The following is a 20,687-nucleotide window of genomic DNA, read 5'->3' as shown; positions in this document are numbered from 1 at the left end:
CACATCAAGCGGGTGGCGCAACGCGACCACCTTTTAACGATCACTCTTTCAGGAAGACATTGCGATGAAAATCATTGTGCTTGGCAGCGGCGTGGTGGGCGTCACCACCGCCTGGTATCTGCAGCAGGCAGGGCATCAGGTCACCGTGATCGAACGTGAAGCGGGCCCGGCATTGGGTACCAGCGCCGCCAACGCCGGTCAGATCTCGCCTGGCTACGCCGCGCCCTGGGCCGCACCAGGCGTGCCGCTTAAAGCGGTTAAGTGGATGGTGCAGCGCCATGCGCCCCTTTCGGTACGGCCGGATGGATCTCGCTTCCAGTTGGCCTGGATGATGCAGATGCTGAAAAACTGCAATCCTCACAGCTATGCCGTCAATAAAGCCAGGATGGTCAGACTGGCAGAGTACAGCCGTGACTGCATCAGTGCGCTGCGGGCCAGCACAGGAATTGAATATGAAGGACGCCAGGGCGGCACCCTGCAGCTGTTTCGCACAGAACAGCAGTTTGAAAACGCAGCGCGTGATATTGCCGTGCTGCAGGAGGCTGGCGTGCCGTATCAACTGCTTGAAGCCGACCAGCTGGCGACCGTCGAACCTGCACTGGCTGACGTAAAGCACAAGTTGACGGGAGGTTTACGGTTGCCTAACGATGAGACTGGCGATTGCCAGCTGTTTACCCAGCGACTTGCCGCCCTGGCGCGCGATGCCGGCGTCACGTTCCGCTTTAACACGCAGGTGGATGCGCTACTGACCGAAGGTGACAGGATCAGCGGGATTGTCTGTGGCGATCAGACGCTGACGGCGGACGGGTACGTTATGGCATTTGGCGCTTACTCTACCCAGTTGCTTCGACCACTGATGTACATTCCGGTGTATCCGCTGAAAGGCTATTCCCTGACGATTCCCCTCGCCGATGAGGCCGGTGCCCCGGTTTCCACGGTACTGGATGAAACCTATAAAATTGCCATCACGCGTTTTGATAATCGCATCCGCGTCGGCGGTATGGCGGAAATCGTGGGATACAGCAAAACCCTGCTGCCCGCGAGACGGCAAACGCTTGAGATGGTGGTAAACGATCTTTATCCCCGTGGCGGCCGCGTTGAGCAGGCGACTTTCTGGACCGGATTACGGCCGATGACGCCTGACGGCACGCCGATTGTCGGTCATACACATTTCACCAACCTGTGGCTGAACACCGGACATGGCACGCTGGGCTGGACGATGGCCTGCGGATCCGGCCAACTGTTAAGTGATGTGATTTCAGGCAAACAGCCCGAGATTGCGCACGCAGACTATGCGGTTTCGCGCTATGCCTGAGCGCGTCACTGATGGCGAAGCTCGTTACACGGCCTGCGCGCAAGCCCAGGCCGAGCTCCAGGCCCACTGGAAATTATAGCCTCCCAGCCAGCCGGTCACGTCAACGACCTCACCGATAAAATAGAGTCCCGGCACGTCACGTGCTTCCATTGTTTTAGAGGACAGCTGAGTCGTATCCACACCGCCCAGCGTGACTTCAGCGGTACGGTAACCCTCCGTGCCGTTGGGCTGCACCTGCCAGTTGTGCAACGTCTGCACCAGCGCTGACTGCTGCTTGCTGTTCAGCTGCTTCAGCGTGACATCCGGCACCACCTGCATTTCCTGTAAAATTTCGACCAGGCGCTTAGGCAGAATTTTCGCCAGACTGTTTTTCAGACTCAGATTCGGGTGCGCGTCACGCTGAATCGTGAGGAACGCATCCAGCGGCGTGGCAGGCGAGAGATTGACCGAGATAAACTCACCCGGCTGCCAGTAGCTGGAAATCTGCAAGACCGCCGGGCCGGACAGGCCACGATGGGTAAACAGCATCGCCTCTTTGAAGACGGTGCCGTCTTTCGCTTCGATGGTCGTGTCCAGCGCCACACCGGACAGTGTCTGCAGTTGTTCAAGCAGGGGTTTATGCAGCGTAAAGGGCACCAGGGCGGCACGGGTTGGCAACACCGTTAACCCAAACTGCTCGGCCACTTTATAGCCAAACGGTGACGCGCCCAGGCCCGGCATGGAAAGCCCGCCGCTGGCGATGACCAGCTTCTCTGCCTGTACGCTGCTGCCGTTGAGTTGCAGGACATAGCCCGCTTCGTCGCGGGTTACACTCAGGATTTCGCTGCGCAAACGCAGGGTCACACGCCCCTTTTCACACTCGGCGAGCAGGAGATCGACCATCTGCTGCGCAGACTCATCGCAAAACAGTTGCCCCAGCGTTTTCTCGTGCCAGGCAATGCCGTGACGATTCACCAGATCGATAAAATCCCATTGGGTATAACGCGCCAGCGCTGACTTACAGAAATGGGGATTATTCGACAGGTAGGCGGCCGGTTCGGTATAGAGATTGGTGAAATTGCAGCGCCCACCGCCTGACATTAAAATCTTGCGGCCCGGCTTTTTGCCGTTATCCAGCAGTAATACGCGGCGACCGCGCTGTCCAGCCTGCGCGGCACAAAAAAGCCCCGCGGCCCCTGCTCCAATCACGATAACGTCAAACTGTTCCACTGCCATTGTCCACCTGATAAAAGAGGGGCAGATTGTAGTGATCTGCCTGCGTTGATGCCAGTGTCAAAAAATTGCCGCAATTATGTCATAATGTAACTTTATAATTTTTAAGGAATTTACGCCTTTAAGCTTACAAAATTGACACTTTTAAGCCGGTTCAGGTCTATATTTTCCTTTCCCAGACCACATATTGTCGCGGATAATGCGCCGCGTTCATGTCCTCCAAAATGGCGTAACGTCTATGCTACATCTGTTTGCTGGTCTCGATCTTAGCACCGGCCTGTTACTGGTTCTTGCTCTGCTGTTTGTATTGTTTTACGAAGCAATTAACGGCTTCCATGATACGGCCAACGCGGTTGCGACGGTCATCTATACACGCGCTATGCGTGCTCAGCTTGCTGTGTTAATGGCTGGGGTATTCAATTTCTTTGGCGTGCTGCTCGGCGGATTAAGCGTGGCTTACGCCATCGTGCATATGCTCCCGACCGATCTGCTGCTCAATGTTGGCTCCGCTCACGGTCTTGCTATGGTCTTCTCCATGCTGCTGGCCGCGATTATCTGGAACCTGGGAACGTGGTATTTAGGGCTTCCGGCCTCCAGTTCTCACACCCTGATCGGCGCGATTATCGGTATTGGCCTGACCAATGCGTTAATGAGCGGGACATCGGTGGTGGATGCGCTTAACATTCCGAAAGTGCTGAATATCTTCCTGTCGCTCATTCTCTCCCCCATTGTCGGTCTGGTGATTGCGGGCAGCCTGATTTTCCTTCTGCGCCGTTACTGGAGCAACACTAAAAAGCGTGCACGGATTCATATGACGCCCGCTGACCGTGAGAAGATTGACGGCAAGAAAAAACCGCCTTTCTGGACCCGTACCGCCCTGATTATCTCCGCCATTGGCGTCAGTTATTCACATGGTGCTAACGACGGGCAAAAAGGCATTGGTCTGATTATGCTGGTCCTGATTGGCGTTGCGCCAGCGGGCTTTGTGGTCAATATGAACGCGTCGGGTTACGACATCACGCGAACGCGCGATGCTGTGAATCACCTGGAACAGTATTACCAGCAGCACAGCGAATCACTGACCCATATTATCCAGATGGCACCGCCTAAGCTGCCCACGCCGGAAGAAGTCGAACCCACCAGTCCCAAAGAGTTTCACTGCGACAGTGCACGTGCGCTTCAGGCCGTGCAGCGTGCGCAGGTGCTTCTGAACAATCTGCAAAACTACAACGACTTGTCGGTTGAGCAACGCAGCCAGATGCGTCGCCTTTTGTTGTGTATTTCCGATACGGCCGATAAAGCGGCGAAGCTGCCGGAAACCTCGCCAGAGGATAAACGCTTCCTGGGCAAGCTCAAAGGCGACCTGCTGAACACCATTGAGTACGCCCCGGTGTGGATTATCATGGCGGTCGCACTGGCATTGGGAATCGGCACGATGATTGGCTGGCGCCGTGTGGCCACCACCATCGGTGAGAAAATCGGTAAAAAAGGCATGACGTATGCGCAGGGCATGTCGGCGCAGGTTACTGCCGCAGTGTCCATAGGGATTGCCAGCTACACCGGCATGCCGGTTTCCACGACCCACATCCTCTCGTCTTCCGTGGCCGGCACCATGCTGGTCGACGGTGGCGGACTGCAGAGTAAAACGATCAAAAACATCGCCATGGCCTGGGTTTTCACCCTGCCGGTCTGTATTTTGTTATCAGGTTCACTCTACTGGATAGCGCTGAAGCTCATCTGAGTAAGCAGCACATCAGGGCGACTTCGGTCGCCCTTTTTAATGCCAGATAGCCAGGGCGATCAAACTGATAATGACTAATCCGCACAGCGAACTGGTCAACAAAAACAAGCCTCTTACCCGCTCACACCGGCGAATAAATTCGTCATCATGATGATCAAGATAGCGCCTTGCCCAGATATAGCGGACCAGCCGCACCTGCTTGCCAGGCTGACCATGGGAGGTGAAAAAACCCGCGCCGTCAACATATTGGTATAAGAGGGGATCGCAACCCCGGAGAACCACCAGCAGCGCACGCAACGAAGAGAAATAGCGCGCCATATTTACAAGGCATACCACACAAAGAGCCCAAAAAAGCGCGATAGTGCTGATCATGTCACCCTCCTTACCGGCACCGCAGAACAGTGCAGAACGCGCACCGTGCTGAACAGTCCCTGCAGAATTTGCCAACAACCCCGTTAAGCGATTTGTAGTTTTATTTTTGAATCATCAGAAAAGTAACAGCCATGTGATCAAGGCTGCTTTTTTTAGTTTAGGAGAAATGTTCAATTTTTTACCAGCGAGGATTTTCGTTTTATACGAGTAAAAATCATTCATCATTGATCTTATTCACAAGCCAGACGGCTTCAGAAGCATTTGTTAACACACAGGGCTATACTTTCAGGTATAACAACAGCATTGCCTGTATTGCAGGTTACCCATTTTGGTGGCGCTCATCGCCCGTTCGCGCAATGGATTTCGCAGCTGTGACGCGTCTGGAAACCGCTGCCATTCTGAATCTCGTGGAAGGAGTTATATCATGGCTTATAAACATATCCTGATTGCAGTCGATCTTTCGCCAGAAAGTCAGTTATTAGTGGATAAAGCTGTCTCGCTCGCGCGCCCTTACGACGCCAAAATTTCGCTGATTCATGTCGATGTGAATTACTCTGATCTGTACACCGGCCTGATTGACGTCAACCTGGGCGATATGCAAAAGCGGATTTCTGAAGAAACCCATCTGGCGCTGAAAAATCTGTCAGATGCAGCGGGCTATCCCATCACCGAAACCCTGAGCGGCAGTGGCGATCTGGGCCAGGTGCTGGTCGATGCGATTAAAAAATACGACGTGGACATGGTGGTGTGCGGTCATCATCAGGACTTCTGGAGCAAGCTGATGTCATCAGCGCGTCAGTTGATCAACACCGTGCATATCGACATGTTGATCGTGCCACTGCGCGACGAGGATGACGAATAACCCGCACGAAAAAAGCCGGGGCGGTTGACGTGAAGGAACGTCGTCGCCGACCGGCTTGACATGACTACTCCGCGAGCGGCGGATAGATATCGAAGCGGTGGCTTTTCGTGACCACCGCAGACTGCGTCACGACACCGGCCAGCGGTGGCGCATAATCAGGACGTTTCACCACGATACGCTTCTTTGCCAGACGGCGTGCCGGTTCCAGCAAGGCATCCGCATCCTCATCCGCGCCGACTAATGACTGAAACACCCGCATCTCTTTTTTCACCATGGCGCTTTTTTGTCGATGGGGATACATAGGATCGAGATAAACCACATCTGGCGGTGGCGCAATATCGGTGAGTGCCTGAATACTGGAGGCATGAATCAGTGAAAGACGCTCACGCAGCCAGCCACCAATTTCCGCATCCTGATAGCCACGCGCCAGCCCGTCTTCCAGCAGCGCCGCCACCACGGGATGCCGTTCCAGCATGCGCACCCGACAGCCTAAGGCCGCCAGCACAAACGCATCGCGCCCTAACCCGGCGGTCGCATCCACCACGTCGGGCAGGTAACTGCCTTTAATGCCGACCGCTTTTGCTACCGCTTCGCCACGGCCACCGCCAAAACGCCGGCGATGCGCCATGGCACCGGAAACAAAATCCACGAAGATGCCGCCCAGTTTAGGCTCATCCCGCTTACGCAGTTCAAGATGCGTTGCGGTCTTTACCAGCGCCAGCACCGCATCGTCACAATGAGTCAGTTGCCAGCGTTCGGCCAAAACAGATAAGGCGCCGTCACCGGCGCCTGTTTCATCAAACAAACAAATTTTCACGTACGGCTTATCCCTGAATACCGTAGTGTTCCAGCATGGCATCCAGCTGAGGCTCACGGCCACGGAAGCGTTTAAACAGCTCCATCGGTTCTTCCGAACCGCCGCGCGTCAGAATGTTGTCGAGGAAGGACTGACCGGTTTCGCGGTTAAAAATGCCCTCTTCTTCAAAACGTGAATACGCATCCGCCGCCAGTACATCGGCCCACAGATAGCTGTAATAACCCGCTGCGTATCCGCCCGCGAAGATATGGCTGAACGCATGCGGGAAGCGGCCCCATTCCGGGCTGGGGACCACGGCGACTTTGCTTTTCACTTCGCGCAGCGTCTCCAGGATCTGTGCGCCTTTTTCTGGGTTGAATTCAGTATGCAGACGGAAATCGAACAGACCGAACTCCAGCTGGCGCAGGATGAACAACGCCGCCTGGTAATTTTTCGCTGCCAGCATCTTATTCAGCAGGTCTTCAGGCAGTGGCTCGCCGGTTTCGTAGTGCCCGGAAATAAACGCCAGCGCCTCCGGCTCCCAGCACCAGTTCTCCATGAACTGACTTGGCAGTTCCACCGCATCCCATGGCACACCGTTAATGCCTGACACGCCAGCCGCCTCAACGCGGGTCAGCATATGGTGCAGGCCGTGACCAAACTCATGGAACAGGGTGATCACTTCGTCGTGCGTGAACAGCGCCGGTTTACCACTGACGGGACGGTTAAAGTTACAGGTCAGGTAAGCGACCGGTTTTTGCAGGCTGCCATCGGCTTTACGCATCTGCCCAACGCAGTCATCCATCCACGCGCCGCCACGCTTATGCTCACGCGCATACAGGTCAAGGTAGAAGCTGCCGCGCAGCTCGCCACTTTCATCAAACAGATCGAAGAAACGCACATCCGGGTGATAAACATCCACATCCGTCCGCTCTTTGGCGGTGATGCCATAGATGCGTTTGACGACTTCAAACAGGCCAGACACCGCACGGGATTCCGGGAAGTAAGGACGCAGTTGCTCATCACTAATGGTGTAGAGGTGCTGTTTCTGTTTTTCGCCATAGTAGGTCAGATCCCAGGGATTCATGGTCTCCACGCCGTACTCTTTCTTCGCGAAAGCACGCAACTGCGCCAGCTCTTTCTCGCCCTGTGGACGTGCGCGGTCGGCCAGATCGTTCAGGAAATCGATCACCTGAGCAGGGCTTTGCGCCATTTTGGTTGCCAGCGATTTATCCGCGAAGGAGTCGAAACCCAGCAGCTGAGCCAGTTCGTGGCGCAGAGCCAGCTCCTCGGCCATAATCGGGCCGTTATCCCATTTGCCCGCATTAGGGCCTTGATCGGAGGCGCGGGTGGAATAAGCACGGTACATTTCTTCACGCAACGCGGCGTTATCACAGTAGGTCATCACCGGCAGGTAGCTGGGAATATCCAGCGTCAGCAACCAGCCTTCCTGACCTTTGGCTTCAGCCTGCGCTTTCGCTGCGGCCAGTGCGCTCTCCGGCATGCCCGACAGTTCGCTTTCGTCAGTGATCAGCTTGCTCCAGCCCATCGTGGCATCCAGCACGTTGTTACTGTAGGCAGAGCCCAGCTCAGACAAACGCGCGGCAATTTCGCCATAGCGCTGCTGCTTGTCTTTTTCAAGACCAATCCCGGACAGTTCAAAGTCACGCAGGGCGTTATCGACGGCTTTCTGCTGCGCCTGATCCAGCGTGCGGTAATGACTGCCTTCCTTTAAATTCCGGTAAGCCTGATAGAGCCCTTCGTGCTGACCAACCCAGGTACTGTACTCAGACAGCAGCGGCAGCGTTTGCTCGTAGGCTTCACGCAGTTCCGGGCTATTTTTAACCGAGTTCAGATGGCTGACCGGCGAAAAAATACGGCTCAGGCGATCGTCGGCTTCTGCCAGCGGCTGGACAAGATTGTCCCAGGTGTAAGGTGCGCCGTGCGCTACCACTTTTTCCACCATCGCCCGGCATTCATTTAAAACGTCGGTCACGGCAGGCACCACGTGCTCAGGCTTAATCGCCGAAAACGGGGGAAGCGTGAACGAGGTGAGTAACGGATTAGTCATAGCGCAGTCCTTTAACAATGTGTGGGGCGCGATGAATCGCGCAACGCAATCTTATTAACATGCGGTCTGGAATGCTGAAAATCAATGGTGTAACCGGTCATGAATAGCAGAATAGCGCCGGGCTGGCCTTCCGCCGGCGTTTGGATTAACCATAGCAGAGGATAAAACAGGCTAACACACCGATGGCGCAGAAGGTTTACCCTGTAATCCAGGGCCAGAGGCCCGCTGCCGTGCGCGAAATGCCAGCAATTATTCTTATCTGTCGTTATAATCGGGCCAACTTGATTATTTTTAGCTTCAACCGCGGACATACCCTTTTTTATGTTGAGTTATCGCCACAATCTTCATTAATGGTTTTTGTGCTTACTCATGCTTACCCAGTTTTGTTATTTATCAACAAGTTAACCTTTTAAACCCACTGTACATTGTTCCAGTGTTTTTTGACGTTTATGCAGTTATGCGGCAGACTGTGGGGTAATCGGTGGGGTAATAAAACGGCGCATCAGGTATGGCTACATCCATTAATAAGTTAAGCGACAGAAAACTTCGCTCATTGCTGGGCGTGGAATCTGACAAGCTGGTAAAAATATCTGATGGTGCCGGGCTGATGGTCAGGATCACCAAGTCAGGCTCAATTACATGGCTTTTCAAATATCGCTTGGGTGGCCGCGCTACAGAGGCAAAACTGGCTACGCTGGGCCGCTATCCAGACCTGACCTTATCCAAAGCGAGAGAATTACGCGATCAGTGCCGCCAGTGGCTGGCAGAAGGTCGTGACCCGCAAAGAATGCTCAAACTGGACAGGGAAATAACCTTAAAGCCTGCCACGGTGAAAGACGCTATTGAGTACTGGCTTGCCGAATACGTGGATGGCAATCTGGTCAACGATACCCGCTACCGTGAGCGTTTCGACAAGCATATATTCCCGCACATTGGCGAAATGGCTCTATCAGACTGTGAAACCCATCACTGGCTTACCTGCCTTGCCCGAACAAAGAAAACAGCTCCAAGCATTGCCGGAATGCTTCTGCAAATGTCACAGCAGGCTTTTAAGTTTTGCCGCGTTCGGCGGTTTGCCGTCTACCATGCGCTGGACGGCCTCACAATGCAGGATATTGGTGTAAAGGTGAATCGTCGCAAGCGCGTTCTGTCTAACCGTGAATTGCGTGACCTGCTAACCGCGCTGAGAGCAGATTTCTTTGCGCCCTATTATCAAAACATTATTCATCTGCTGCTGGTGTTCGGTGCCCGTACTGTAGAACTGAGGCTCTCAGAAATCAGGGAATGGGATTTGAAGGAAAGACTCTGGACTGTACCGGAAAGCCACAGCAAGACCGGCGAGAAGATTATCAGGCCGATTCCTGAAAAATTATTTCCACTGATAAAGCGGCTGGTGGACGAGAACAGACACACAGGCTATCTGCTGGGCGAACTGAAAAAGAATACAGCAGTAAGCCAGGTGGGCGCATATGTCGCAAAAAGGCTCAGTCATGATGAGCACTGGCGCTTACATGATTTGCGCCGCACTTTCTCAACCTATATGAACGATCTCGGTATACCGCCTCATATTGTTGAATTACTGCTAGGGCACTCATTGGGCGGCGTAATGGCAGTTTACAACCGCAGTCAGTATCTGCCTGAAAAGCTGGATGCGCTTAATAAGTGGTGTGATCGGCTTGAAGTACTTGCAGGTAACCACAAAAACGTAGTTTTACTTAAGGCTGGTGGAAATGAGTAATTATCCTGATTATGTTCATGAAGAAATCATTAGGTATTATGAGTCTGAGCTTATTAATGCTGATGGATGCAAAGATATCACCTCTAAATTGATTTTTGATGAGCGAATGATGTTCATTTGGAGCGCCCTTTCTAAAAGAGCAAATTCTCTGAATAGTCCGTTTTTTTTCTTCGCATGCCTTGCCATGAAAATAAATGAATTGGCCGAAGGTCCTAGCGAATGGGATTTAGTGACGCATAAAAATAAGATAGCTAAGATAAAGAGGATTTCTGAACTTTCAAGAATGCTCTCCATGGAGTTAGACGGCACGCCGCTTGATAGTTCGGTAACTTCTTACATGAGCCATGGTTATTTTGTTAGAAGATTCCAAGATAAATGGCAAGGCGGTGACAGATTAAAGGTCATGGATTATGTGCTGGATAAATATTGTTCAGAAGTTAATGGTACATATGTAGATAACACTGACGATGTATTAGGAATTTCTGCCGCCTGGAATTCAGTCGGGGTAAACGGACCTTACCTTAGCTATGTTCTTGATTCTCTTAGTCAGAAAGCAGAAGAATTTAATCCGGTATCAGTTATAAAAAGGAAGAGCGGAACGCCTGAAAAAACCTTTTTTGTTAGGTCTTTGAGTGACTTTTTCAAAAGTGGTTTTGGTGACTCACTTTACAATATTACAGCGGTCATAAGCAGTATTTTTCTTAATTCTGATATTGATATTGAGACAGTAGTGAGCATTAACAAAAGTAGTTAGACATTGGCGTAAAATTGGGTAAAGTGCATTAATTTACGCCAATGTCACTAAATTGACCAAGAATCAAGATTTTCTGCCAATGATGTATAAACAGCTATTAATAGAGGTTTAGCGCAAATTACATAATCATTTTTGACACTGCACAATCTCCATAACACCAAAACGGAGAAGTAAACATGTCAAATAATGCACCTGCGCAAGCTCAACAATTTACCCCCCCGACTCCTGAGCAACGCCGCACTATTCTCAATGAGTACGCTTTCAAATACGACAAGCGTATTCGTGAGGATGAGTGCGTGGAAATCACCAGCCTTTCCCGCTCTACCCGCTGGAAGATGGAACAGGAAGGCCGTTTTCCTGCCCGTTGTCATTTTGGCCGCAATAGCTGCGCCTGGCTCCTTTCTGATGTGCTCTGGTGGGTTCGCAACCCGCCGTCAGTAAACAACGTTAATAACCCATACAGCCGCAAAACAGCTTAAGGGGCCATCATGAAGAAATTAAATCAGTTGGTGCCCATCCAGCAGGGAAATATTTGTGGTGAGTCTGCCTCTGTGGTTAGCGCTAAAAAGCTTCATGCTTTTCTGGAGGTTGGCCGCGACTTCACAACATGGATCAAGGCTCGCATTAATCAATACGGCTTTACATCAGGCGTGGATTTTATCGTCGTCGAAAATTTGAGTTCCCCCATTTTGGGGAGCGCAAATATTAACCGGTTTACCCCCGAATGGGGGAAAACCTCTGCTGGTGGCCGTCCGGGTGCTGACTATCTGATCACCACAGATATGGGGAAAGAGCTGGCGATGGTAGAGCGCAATGAAAAGGGGCGTGAAGTACGCCGCTATTTCATCAATTGCGAGCGTCAGGCGAAATCAGCGGCTGCTATTCCTCAATCCTTACCTGAAGCCTTACGGCTTGCCGCTGACATTGCAGAGAAAGCCTCGCGCCTTGAAAGCCAGCTGCAGGATGCGGCGCCAAAAGCTGAGTTCGTTGACCGCTTTGTCAATTCAGCTGGCAGTCTGGGATTCAGGGAGGCTGCAAAGCTGCTGAACGTCAAAGAGACTGTATTGCGCCGCTTCCTGATTGATAAAGGGATCATGTATGCACTGGCAGGAAAACTGACACCTTACGCCCATCACATCGAGTCAGGACGCTTTACCGTCAAAACTGGTGAGAACATGAATAACGGGCATGCGTTTACCCAGGCAAAATTTACGCCGAAGGGTACTCAGTGGCTTGCTAAAAAACTTTTGGAGGCTGGGTTGCTGGGAGGTGGAAATGCGGGAGCTTAATAAAACAAAAGCGGCCTTGCAGGGCCGCCTAAGTCACTTCTCAAATATCGCTGAAAATAATATCACACTGATCGGTCAGGTCAATGCGCGAAGATTTGCTCATATCTTTTCTGGCTGCGGGAAATCCACCGCTGTAAATGGGCCAACGTTGTTGACCGAACCGCAAAAATGCGCTTCATCAATACGTCCAAAGTTGGACGCATCGTCGTCATCGCTAATAAGCTGGTTTTACAGCGCATCTTTGGCACCTTCAAAAGCGAAGGGGGGTGTCTCGACTTTTGGATCGACCCCTATAATCGATGAGCCCATCCGATTATCTTTAAGCGAGTCGGTTCTGAGCTTTTACCTCATTGGGGGAAAAGACCGGTTACCTCAAAATGAGGTTATCGAAGAAATCAGTTACTTACAGATTAAGGCTCAGGCATTTCCCCAAATCCGGGGAGATAATCTGGCTCCTGAAAAGTCAGGAGATTACTGTCAGCATTCTGAATCTTTGCGCTTACCCTGGGCAAGATATGCGTCTACGTCAGCAGAAAGAGCATTTGTAATCGTTCTGGGTGTAAAGCCAGCCTTTTCCCGCTCACGCTTCTTCTTGCGGAGGGTGCGCAAATCCTGCTCGGATACAGCGTTTGTTGTGCGGTCAGGAAAGCCTTCTGCTGGTGGATCGTCATCATCAAAGGGCCAGCGCTTCATGGTTCATTCCTTTGGTTCTGTTTTAGCCTGTTTTCGCTGGCGGCGTTTTATTTCGCTTTCCAGCGCAGTAACAACAAACTGCCCTGCACTCTCGCCTGAATCTTTAAGGCGCTCAACTTCGCTTGCAATACTCAGTGGCACTCTTACATCAATCCTTTTTGACTTTGCATTAACTGATTTTGTTGCCATTGCAGGTTTCCTTGTAGTTGGGTGTCCGACAATGATAAACAAAAAAAAATATGTTTCAAGCCTTGACGTGTCCGACACCAATAAATACTCTTTGTCCGACACCTCAGAATTCCCTCAGGTGCAAAAGCAGCGAAGCCCGGTAGTGTCACCAGCACTAACCAGGCTTCTGACCAAACCGTTAAATGGAGTAACGACTATGGCTAAGACTCATAGTACCCAAACTCACCCAAAATTTACATGGCGTTTTCTGGCTATTGATCGCGCTGACATGTCGGCTAAGCCTTGCCTCCTGTCAGTCATTGCAGAAAATGAGAAAGACGCCCGCCGCGTACTGGCCCCGTACTTCATTCTTTCACTGGCTGCACGCCTGCCGGTAGTGGTGGTGAACCATGCATAACATTCAACCTAAACAGCGCTGGCAAAACAGCCGCGGCGAACTGGTCACTATCGTTTCTGCTGCATTCAATCGAGTTGGCTTTGTTCGTGACGGCTTCACATGCCCCTGCACATGGCCAGAACAACGTTTTGTTAAAGAGTTCACCCCTGCTCAGGAGGTCAGCCATGGATAAGCAAACCCCAGTTCATGTTGCCAGTGAACTTTACGGCCTTGAAACCATCATCAGGGCTGCTATGGAAATGGATCACCGCTGTGATGATGAGTACGAAATTACCCTGCACCTGTTAGAAAGGGCCATTCAGCGTTGCGTTAAAACCCGAGAAGCCGTTGAGACAGCGGGGGTGCACCATGTCTGATAAAGCACAGTTCTCAAACGTCTGCCAGTTAGAGCAGATGCATTCAGACGATCTCCGCATTGGTCAGGTCATGGGGCAGGCCAGTAACCCGGATATCAAAAATATCTCCCGCGCACGGCTGATGCGTATTGGTAACGGACTGCATCACCTCATGACTGAGGTTATTCCCCAGATTGAGGACATTCCGTTGAGGCAGGAAGTGTACTTATGGGTAAGCCGCTGTTACCAAATCACGCAGTTTGAGCAGATCGATCAGGAAAAGGGGCGTTAATCATGAGAGTACGTAAAGCCCCAAATGTTAAGCATCTGCCGAGTGATCAGGGGGAGGAAGCCATTATTTTTGCCGGTGATGACGCTTGGTCTTTTGCTAAGGCGTGGCAGGATTCAAACCCGATGAACGACAAAACGCCGCCCGTGGTTCTGAGCCCTAAGGAACTCAGGGATTTGAGCTCCGTGACAATCATCAATGAGGGTCGCCGCTACGTCAGCGTTTATCGGGGCGGTAACCTGACACAGACTGAAATCACCACTATAGCGACAAAGCTGGCGCTTGCTGGTGTGAAAGAGGCCCGCCTGTACGACGAGGCATATCAGTTGCTTGAGGACTGGACGGCGCAACTTCCTCGGCTGAAAGAGGAAGCGGAGAAAGGTCAGAGCGTGGTAATCAGCCTGCCCGTAAAGAACGTGCGCCCTGAGCCGGGTGACGAGCTTAAAGCGCGGGTAGAAAGGCGCGAAGACGGTCTGTTCTGGATTACGCCTAAAGTCGATAAGGACAGCGGCGAGATCATCAATAACGAGGCGTGGCTCTGCTCACCTCTTGAGGTGGTCGGTTCCGGTAGTGATGGGGCAGAGCGTTATCTGGTTCTCCGCTGGCGTTCACCGCGAGGCAAAGAGGATATTACCCGGCCCATTCCCAGCGCTGACATTGGTGAGCGTGACGGCTGGCGGGCGTTAAAAGCTGGTGGGGTGAACGTCACGACCAAAAGTTCTTACCGGGCTATCCTGGCTGACTGGCTACAGCAGAGTGGCAGCGGTCAGGAATGGATTATCAGCCAGACCACCGGCTGGCATCACGGCGCGTACATCATGCCGGATGGTGAAGTGATCGGCGAACCTGAGACACCAATCCTGTTTAACGGGCGCAGCGCGGCTGCGTCAGGTTATGCGGTGTCGGGAACGCCGGAGAGCTGGAAGCAGTCTGTGTCGCGTCTGTCCTGTGGTAACCCGTCAATGATGTTGGGCGTTGCTGCTGCGCTCTCAGCCCCGCTTATCGGGCTGGTGGGTGCTGACGGGTTCGGCGTTCACCTTTTCGAGCAGTCCAGTGCGGGTAAAACGACCACGGCCAACATTGCCAGCAGCCTCTGGGGTGAGCCTGACGCACTGCGCCTGACGTGGTACGGCACGGCGCTGGGTATTGCCAACGAAGCGGAGGCACACAACGACAGCCTGTTACCGCTTGATGAAATCGGGCAGGGCAGCAGCGCCAAAGACGTGGCCACGTCTGCTTACACCCTGTTCAACGGAGCCGGAAAGCTACAGGGCGCGAAAGAAGGCGGCAACCGCGACCTGAAGCGCTGGCGCACGGTGGCGATCAGTACCGGTGAAATGGATATCGAAACCTTCCTGTCTGCGGGGGGAATCCGCGTTAAGGCTGGTCAGCTTGTTCGCCTGCTGAATATCCCGATGGAAAAAGCGTCTGTGTTCCATGATTACCAGAACGGCAAGCAACATGCCGATGCGCTGAAGGAGGCCTATCAGGCTAACCACGGCGCAGCTGGCCGCGAATGGGTTCGCTATCTGGCATCCCACCAGCAGGAGGCTAAACAGGCGGTGCGCGATGCTCAGACGCGCTGGCGGGCATTAATTCCCGCTGACTACGGTGAGCAGGTGCACAGGGTGGGTGAGCGGTTCGCCATTCTTGAGGCGGCGCTGGTCATGGGAACAGCCATTACGGGCTGGACGGAGCTACAGAGTCGTGACGCCATACAGCACTGTTTTAACGCCTGGGTAAAAGAGTTCGGCACCGGCAACAAGGAGTATCAGCAGATCATCGAGCAATGCGAAGCGTTCCTGAATGCTCATGGGCTGAGCCGGTTTGCGCCACTGCCTTACAATCCGTCAGACATGCCGATACGCGATCTGGCTGGCTACAGGGAGCGCGGAAAGCATGACGATTCGCCAATGGTGTTTTACACCTTCCCGGCAACGTTTGAAAAAGAGATGGCTCAGGGTTTCAACGCTAAGCAGTTTGCCCGCGTTCTGGCAGAGTCCGGGATGCTCACACCGCCTGCAAGTGGCAGGGGTTATCAACGCAAGTCGCCACGCATAGATGGAAGGCAAATAAATGTTTATGTCATGCAGTATCAACAGGATGAGCATGAATAATAGTTACACGTAAGCGTTTATTTTGTTGGTTCAGTTGGTTCACTGATACATGTAAGTTATTAGTTATATGATTTTACTGATAATTTTTTTAAAAAACTGAACCAACACTGAACCAACAAATAGCGATTTTGAACCAACAAACGTGTGATTTGAACCAACAGGATTTAAGCCTCGAAAAATTGCGAGTCGTACTGAACCAACATCAAAACCCCGTTTGTTGGTTCAAAACGGGCCTTTGTTGGTTCACTTTTTAAAAAATAACCCTTTAAAAACAGTCATCTTTACAAATTGAACCAACTGAACCAACTGAACCAACAACGTTTTGTTTATATATACGAAAAAGAGAGGATGTTATGAGTGCAAAACTGACAGATGAACAGATTTACTCGCAGGTTTTGATTAGCAAAATTGCAGAGCATCAGGATCACTTCGGTATGCCACGCAGCAAAACAGACTTGCAGCTTATGGCGCTGAGTGATTACCGTGACATGTCACGCCGTGATGCGTTCTTTTATGTGGATCACAATGGCTTCCTTCGCCACCAGTTTTCGGGCGAAGTTATTGCAGCCAGTAAGGAGCAGCTTGATATTTTCATTGATGAGCTGAAGGCAAAAAGATACCTCCTTGATGACGCGATGGACTGCGCCAGAGAATAGTTTTGTAAATTATTTGTTCGCATCTTATCGCCAGTGTTCAGGCATACAAACTACTGTTTACTCTGGTTTTATCATGTATATCTTAGAGAGTGGCACTCAGACGTGAGCCGCCACTGGCCGTTAAATCAAGCTGTAGTGAGTACAGCCTGCGCGAGGCAGAAAAAGGTTTAACGGCCTCCCCTTCCCTGTCGGTTTCACGTCTTAACTTTTTATTGTTACGAGAAACCACTTCATGAAAAAACTTTTTGAACTGCGCCAGCAGAAAACCGCCCTTAAAGACCAGATGCGATCATTGCTGACCACCGCAGACGGTGAAAAGCGCAGCCTGAACGACGAAGAAGGCAAACAGTTTGACGAACTCCGCGCTAAAGTCGCTGACCTCGATGTAGAAATCTCCCGCCTTGAAGCCGTACATGACGAAGACCGTAGTCAGCCAGGCATTCCCGCAGAGGGAAAAGGCGTCACCAACGAAGAATTGCGCACCTATATCCTGACCGGGGAGCGCCGCGCCCTGTCTACTGCCGTTGGCGCTGATGGCGGTTATACCGTTATCCCTGAGCTGGACAAAGAGATCATGCGCCAGCTTCAGGATGACAGTGTGATGCGCTCCATCGCCACGGTAAAGACCACCAAAACCAACGAATACCAGAAGCTGGTGTCTGTTGGCGGTACCACGGTTAAGCGCGGTACGGAAGGCGAAGACCGCACCGAAACCGCCACGCCGAAGCTGGAAGAGGTCAGCATTAAACTGAATCCGATTTACGCCTACCCGAAAACCACTCAGGAGATTCTCGATTTCTCCGAGGTGGATATTCTGGGCTGGCTGTCGTCTGAGGTTGCCGATACCTTCACCGCCGTGGAAGAAGACGATTTTGTTAACGGCGATGGCGTGAAGAAGGCGAAAGGCTTCCTGACCTATCCCCGCGCGGCCACCGGCGACAAGGCCCGTCCGTTCGGTACGCTGGAAAAAATCGTTTCATCTGGCGTGACCGCTGACGGCCTGATCGACCTGCTGTACAAGCTGAAAGCCAAATACCGTAAAAATGCGGTCTGGGTGATGAACTCCAACACCGCCGCAGCCCTTCAGAAGCTGAAGAACGGCAACGGGGATTACATCTGGCGAGATCGTCTGGTTGCCGGTTCTCCGGATACGCTGCTGGGCCGTCCGGTTCAGTACGTTGAAACGATGTCAGATGCCGCAGCCGGTAAAGCGTTTCTGGCCGTGGGTGACTTCAGACGCGGTTATTTCATCGTTGACCACACAACCGGCGTGCGCACCCGCCCGGACAACATCACCGAGCCGGGCTTCTACAAAGTTCATACCGACAAATACGTTGGCGGCGGCGTGGTGGACTCTAACGCCATCAAAGTGCTGGAAATCGCTGGTTCAGGTTCCTGATTCAGTTCATGAGGGGCTACGGCCCCTTTTCAGCCTCTGTGGAAGCCGACAATGAAAACAAAAGAATTTGAAATCCGCACCTCTGAAGTCACCGCCAGCGATAAAAAGCTGGTGGGCTATGCCGTGCGCTGGAACAGCCTGTCAGAAGTTATCTGGGATGAGTTCCGCGAACAGTTTGCACCGGGGGCCTTTACTGACAGCCTGGCCGCTGGTGGGGATGTTCGCGCCCTGTATGAGCATAACTACACCCAGCTTCTGGGCCGCACCAAATCCGGCACGCTGCAACTCTCTCAGGACGATACCGGCTTACGCTTCGAGCTGACGCCGCCTGACACGCAGTTAGGCCGTGACGTGCTGACGCTGGTGGAGCGTGGCGACCTGTCCGGCATGAGCTTTGGCTTTCGTGCGCTGAAAGAGTCATGGGATATCGCCCTGGCACCTTACCTGCGCACCATCACCACGGCTGAGTTGATCGAAGTCACCGTCACCAGTATGCCTGCCTACCCCGAAAGCGCGGTTGAAGTGGCGCAGCGTTCCCTTTTTACCCAGCACCCTGAGTTACGCCGCCATGGTGATAACCGCCGCCGCTGGGCTGATTTAGCGGGGCTGTGATATGTGGCCTTTCAGTCGTAAAAAAGAAGAACAGCGCAGCATGACGATTGATGAGTTCATGGCGATGGCAGGGATACCCAATACCGGTTCAGGTGAATACGTTTCATCCGGTACAGCGGAATCCCTGCCGGCGGTCATGAATGCCGTATCGGTCATCAGCGAGGCGGTGGCAACCATGCCGTGCTTCCTTTATCAGGTTCGCCACATCAACGGACAGGAAGAACGCGAGTGGATGAGCAACCACCCGGTGGATTTTCTGCTCAATGAGCGCCCGAACGAGGTGCAGACCGCCTACCAGTTCAAACGTACCATGATGCGGCACTGCCTGCTGAACGGTAACGCCTATGCGGTGATTACGTGGGGCCGTGACGGTCAGCCGCAGTCACTCTATCCCTATGCGCCGGGTTCGGTTGTGCCGGAGCGCATCGGCGAGCGTAAATTTCGCTACACCATCACCGAACCGTATACCGGCAACGTGCGCGTTTATCTTCAGGAAGAAATCCTTCACCTGCGCTATGCCACGGAAGACGGCTTTTTAGGCCGCTCACCCGTTTCCGTCTGCCGCGAAGCGCTGGGGCTGGGTCTGGCTCAGCAGCGTCACGGGGCCAGCATCATGAAAGACGGCATGATGGCATCGGGCATCGTGAAGGCCAAAGAGTGGCTCGACAGCGTGAAGGGCAAGCAGGCACTTGACGCACTGGAGCGCTACAAGGGCGCACGTAACGCCGGAAAAACGCCGATTCTTGAGGGCGGTATGGAGTACGAGCAGTTAGGCATGAGCAATCAGGATGCCGAATGGCTGGCTTCGCGCCGGTTTTCTATCGAAGACATTGCCCGCATGTTCAACGTGTCGCCCATCTTCCTGCAGGAATACAGCAACAGCACCTACAGCAACTTCAGCGAGGCGAGCCGTGCCTTTGCCACCATGACCATGCGCCCGTGGCTGACCAACTTTGAGCAGCAGATTAAATCCGCACTGGTGGCGTCTCCGTCCGTTCCCGGCATCCGCTATCAGGTGGAGTTTGACACGGCCGACCTGCTGCGTGGTACGCCGAAAGAGCGCTACGAGAACTACCAGACCGGCATTAAAAACGGCTTCCTGAGCCCGAACGATGCCCGTCTGCTGGAAGGGATGCCACCGCGTGAAGGCGGTGATGAGTTCAGCCAGGCATGGAAACAGGAAGTCAGCGTGAAGAAGTCCGGGGAGGCTGACCAGTGAGAGCCGGAAAAATGAAGCGCCGCATTACCTTTCAGAAGTCGGAAACCCATCGTGACAAAATGGGGCAGGTGATCTACGTCTGGTCTGACCTTGCGACCGTCTGGGCAGAAATCAGGGCCATCAGCGGCAAAGAATTAATCGCATCCGGTGCCCAGCTTTCGGTAGCCACAGTCCGTATCTGGACACGCTACCGTGACGATATCACCACCGCTAACCGCATCCTGTACAGCCTGCCAAACATTCGTGGTCAGGTTTACGGCATTGTAGCCGTCATTCCCGATACGGACCATTCCCGCCTGGAAATTCTCTGCAAGGGAGGGATATCCAATGCCTGAGTTAATCACGCTGGCAGAAGCAAAGATGCACTGCCGCATTGACGATGACTACGAAGACGCGCTGATTGAGGCCTACATCGCCGCCGCTCTGGAGGTCTGTCAGCAGCATATCGGCAAGCGCTTTGACACCGAGCCACCGCAGATTGATTTTAACCCTGCCCTGAAGGTGGGCTGCATGATGTACGTCTCACAGCTTTATGAGTACCGCGCCACCGTCAGCGATATCGAAGCCAAAGAGGTGCCGATGGCGATTTCCGCGCTCTGGTCAGCGTACCGCGATCCGGGAGTGTACTGAT

At 52.8% G+C, this 20,687-nt stretch carries 24 protein-coding genes; 18 read left to right on the top strand and 6 right to left on the bottom strand.

Features of this window, described 5'->3' with window-relative positions; genetic code table 11:
* Positions 1 to 64 precede the first annotated feature (64 nt).
* Positions 65 to 1,315, top strand: a complete 1,251-nt coding sequence (locus tag GC087_RS01450; protein ID WP_039342784.1) for a D-amino acid dehydrogenase — start codon at positions 65 to 67, stop codon at positions 1,313 to 1,315.
* Positions 1,316 to 1,339: 24 nt separating this feature from the next.
* Here the strand turns inward: GC087_RS01450 and GC087_RS01445 are convergent, their stop codons facing one another.
* A complete protein-coding gene (locus GC087_RS01445; protein WP_033738343.1) occupies positions 1,340 to 2,524 on the bottom strand; it encodes a BaiN/RdsA family NAD(P)/FAD-dependent oxidoreductase in 1,185 nt (394 codons plus the stop codon).
* A 241-nt stretch (positions 2,525 to 2,765) separates the two neighbouring features.
* Between GC087_RS01445 and pitA the strand changes: the two genes are divergently transcribed.
* A complete protein-coding gene (gene pitA, locus GC087_RS01440; RefSeq protein WP_039342786.1) occupies positions 2,766 to 4,268 on the top strand; it encodes an inorganic phosphate transporter PitA in 1,503 nt (500 codons plus the stop codon).
* 36 nt (positions 4,269 to 4,304) lie between these two features.
* Here the strand turns inward: pitA and uspB are convergent, their stop codons facing one another.
* A complete protein-coding gene (gene uspB / locus GC087_RS01435) occupies positions 4,305 to 4,640 on the bottom strand; it encodes a universal stress protein UspB (RefSeq protein WP_006121097.1) in 336 nt (111 codons plus the stop codon).
* A gap of 424 nt (positions 4,641 to 5,064) precedes the next feature.
* Here uspB and uspA point away from each other — a divergent pair, with 424 nt between their 5' ends.
* On the top strand, positions 5,065 to 5,502 hold the full coding sequence (uspA, locus tag GC087_RS01430; protein ID WP_006121100.1) for a universal stress protein UspA: 438 nt from the start codon (positions 5,065 to 5,067) through the stop codon (positions 5,500 to 5,502).
* Positions 5,503 to 5,566: 64 nt separating this feature from the next.
* Here uspA and rsmJ read toward each other — a convergent pair whose 3' ends face one another.
* Both rsmJ and prlC read right to left on the bottom strand, forming a co-directional pair.
* On the bottom strand, positions 5,567 to 6,319 hold the full coding sequence (gene rsmJ, locus GC087_RS01425; protein ID WP_033738260.1) for a 16S rRNA (guanine(1516)-N(2))-methyltransferase RsmJ: 753 nt from the start codon (positions 6,317 to 6,319) through the stop codon (positions 5,567 to 5,569).
* A gap of 7 nt (positions 6,320 to 6,326) precedes the next feature.
* Entirely contained in the window at positions 6,327 to 8,369 is a 2,043-nt protein-coding gene (prlC, locus tag GC087_RS01420; protein WP_205950856.1) for an oligopeptidase A, read from the bottom strand.
* A gap of 508 nt (positions 8,370 to 8,877) precedes the next feature.
* Here prlC and GC087_RS01415 point away from each other — a divergent pair.
* From GC087_RS01415 to GC087_RS01400, 4 genes are all read left to right on the top strand, one after another.
* Complete coding sequence (locus tag GC087_RS01415) at positions 8,878 to 10,107, top strand: tyrosine-type recombinase/integrase (protein ID WP_324029487.1); 1,230 nt, start codon at positions 8,878 to 8,880, stop codon at positions 10,105 to 10,107.
* On the top strand, positions 10,100 to 10,861 hold the full coding sequence (locus tag GC087_RS01410) for a hypothetical protein (RefSeq protein ID WP_324029486.1): 762 nt from the start codon (positions 10,100 to 10,102) through the stop codon (positions 10,859 to 10,861). The genes GC087_RS01415 and GC087_RS01410 overlap by 8 nt, the downstream gene beginning before the upstream one ends.
* Positions 10,862 to 11,037: 176 nt before the next feature.
* Positions 11,038 to 11,340 (top strand): helix-turn-helix transcriptional regulator, encoded by a 303-nt coding sequence (locus tag GC087_RS01405; protein ID WP_164482683.1) that lies wholly within the window; start codon positions 11,038 to 11,040, stop codon positions 11,338 to 11,340.
* A 9-nt stretch (positions 11,341 to 11,349) separates the two neighbouring features.
* Positions 11,350 to 12,150, top strand: coding sequence for an antA/AntB antirepressor family protein (locus tag GC087_RS01400; RefSeq protein ID WP_324029484.1), 801 nt, complete (start codon positions 11,350 to 11,352; stop codon positions 12,148 to 12,150).
* A gap of 477 nt (positions 12,151 to 12,627) precedes the next feature.
* Here the strand turns inward: GC087_RS01400 and GC087_RS01395 are convergent, their stop codons facing one another.
* Together GC087_RS01395 and GC087_RS01390 are read right to left on the bottom strand one after the other, a co-directional pair.
* Complete coding sequence (locus GC087_RS01395) at positions 12,628 to 12,843, bottom strand: hypothetical protein (protein WP_324029482.1); 216 nt, start codon at positions 12,841 to 12,843, stop codon at positions 12,628 to 12,630.
* A gap of 3 nt (positions 12,844 to 12,846) precedes the next feature.
* Positions 12,847 to 13,032 (bottom strand): YlcI/YnfO family protein, encoded by a 186-nt coding sequence (locus GC087_RS01390; protein ID WP_324029480.1) that lies wholly within the window; start codon positions 13,030 to 13,032, stop codon positions 12,847 to 12,849.
* A gap of 196 nt (positions 13,033 to 13,228) precedes the next feature.
* On the opposite strand from GC087_RS01390, the gene GC087_RS01385 reads away from it, so the two are divergent.
* From GC087_RS01385 to GC087_RS01335, 11 genes are all read left to right on the top strand, one after another.
* Positions 13,229 to 13,429 (top strand): host cell division inhibitor Icd-like protein, encoded by a 201-nt coding sequence (locus tag GC087_RS01385; RefSeq protein ID WP_324029478.1) that lies wholly within the window; start codon positions 13,229 to 13,231, stop codon positions 13,427 to 13,429.
* On the top strand, positions 13,422 to 13,601 hold the full coding sequence (locus GC087_RS01380; RefSeq protein ID WP_324029476.1) for a DUF4222 domain-containing protein: 180 nt from the start codon (positions 13,422 to 13,424) through the stop codon (positions 13,599 to 13,601). The genes GC087_RS01385 and GC087_RS01380 overlap by 8 nt, the downstream gene beginning before the upstream one ends.
* On the top strand, positions 13,594 to 13,785 hold the full coding sequence (locus GC087_RS01375; protein WP_324029475.1) for a hypothetical protein: 192 nt from the start codon (positions 13,594 to 13,596) through the stop codon (positions 13,783 to 13,785). Before GC087_RS01380 ends, GC087_RS01375 begins: the two co-directional genes overlap by 8 nt.
* Positions 13,778 to 14,056: a hypothetical protein gene (locus GC087_RS01370; RefSeq protein WP_324029473.1), complete on the top strand. Its 279-nt coding sequence runs from the start codon at positions 13,778 to 13,780 to the stop codon at positions 14,054 to 14,056. The genes GC087_RS01375 and GC087_RS01370 overlap by 8 nt, the downstream gene beginning before the upstream one ends.
* 2 nt (positions 14,057 to 14,058) lie before the next feature.
* Complete coding sequence (locus GC087_RS01365; RefSeq protein WP_324029471.1) at positions 14,059 to 16,170, top strand: DUF927 domain-containing protein; 2,112 nt, start codon at positions 14,059 to 14,061, stop codon at positions 16,168 to 16,170.
* 353 nt (positions 16,171 to 16,523) lie between these two features.
* Entirely contained in the window at positions 16,524 to 16,826 is a 303-nt protein-coding gene (locus GC087_RS01360) for a hypothetical protein (RefSeq protein WP_324029469.1), read from the top strand.
* 232 nt (positions 16,827 to 17,058) lie between these two features.
* Positions 17,059 to 18,225, top strand: a complete 1,167-nt coding sequence (locus GC087_RS01355; RefSeq protein WP_324029467.1) for a phage major capsid protein — start codon at positions 17,059 to 17,061, stop codon at positions 18,223 to 18,225.
* Between the two features lie 51 nt (positions 18,226 to 18,276).
* The gene (locus GC087_RS01350) at positions 18,277 to 18,837 is read left to right on the top strand and encodes an HK97 family phage prohead protease (protein WP_324029465.1); all 561 of its coding nucleotides are present in this window, start codon (positions 18,277 to 18,279) and stop codon (positions 18,835 to 18,837) included.
* A 1-nt stretch (position 18,838) separates the two neighbouring features.
* Entirely contained in the window at positions 18,839 to 20,056 is a 1,218-nt protein-coding gene (locus tag GC087_RS01345) for a phage portal protein (RefSeq protein ID WP_324029463.1), read from the top strand.
* On the top strand, positions 20,053 to 20,391 hold the full coding sequence (locus GC087_RS01340) for a phage head closure protein (RefSeq protein WP_164482693.1): 339 nt from the start codon (positions 20,053 to 20,055) through the stop codon (positions 20,389 to 20,391). The genes GC087_RS01345 and GC087_RS01340 overlap by 4 nt, the downstream gene beginning before the upstream one ends.
* Entirely contained in the window at positions 20,384 to 20,686 is a 303-nt protein-coding gene (locus GC087_RS01335; RefSeq protein ID WP_324029461.1) for a head-tail connector protein, read from the top strand. The genes GC087_RS01340 and GC087_RS01335 overlap by 8 nt, the downstream gene beginning before the upstream one ends.
* Position 20,687 lies beyond the last annotated feature (1 nt).

It is taken from the genome of Pantoea sp. JZ2 (assembly GCF_035191405.1).
GTDB classification, from domain to species: Bacteria; Pseudomonadota; Gammaproteobacteria; order Enterobacterales; family Enterobacteriaceae; genus Pantoea; species Pantoea stewartii.
Note: the sequence above shows the minus strand (reverse complement) of the source record. Positions and strands in the feature narration are given on the sequence as shown.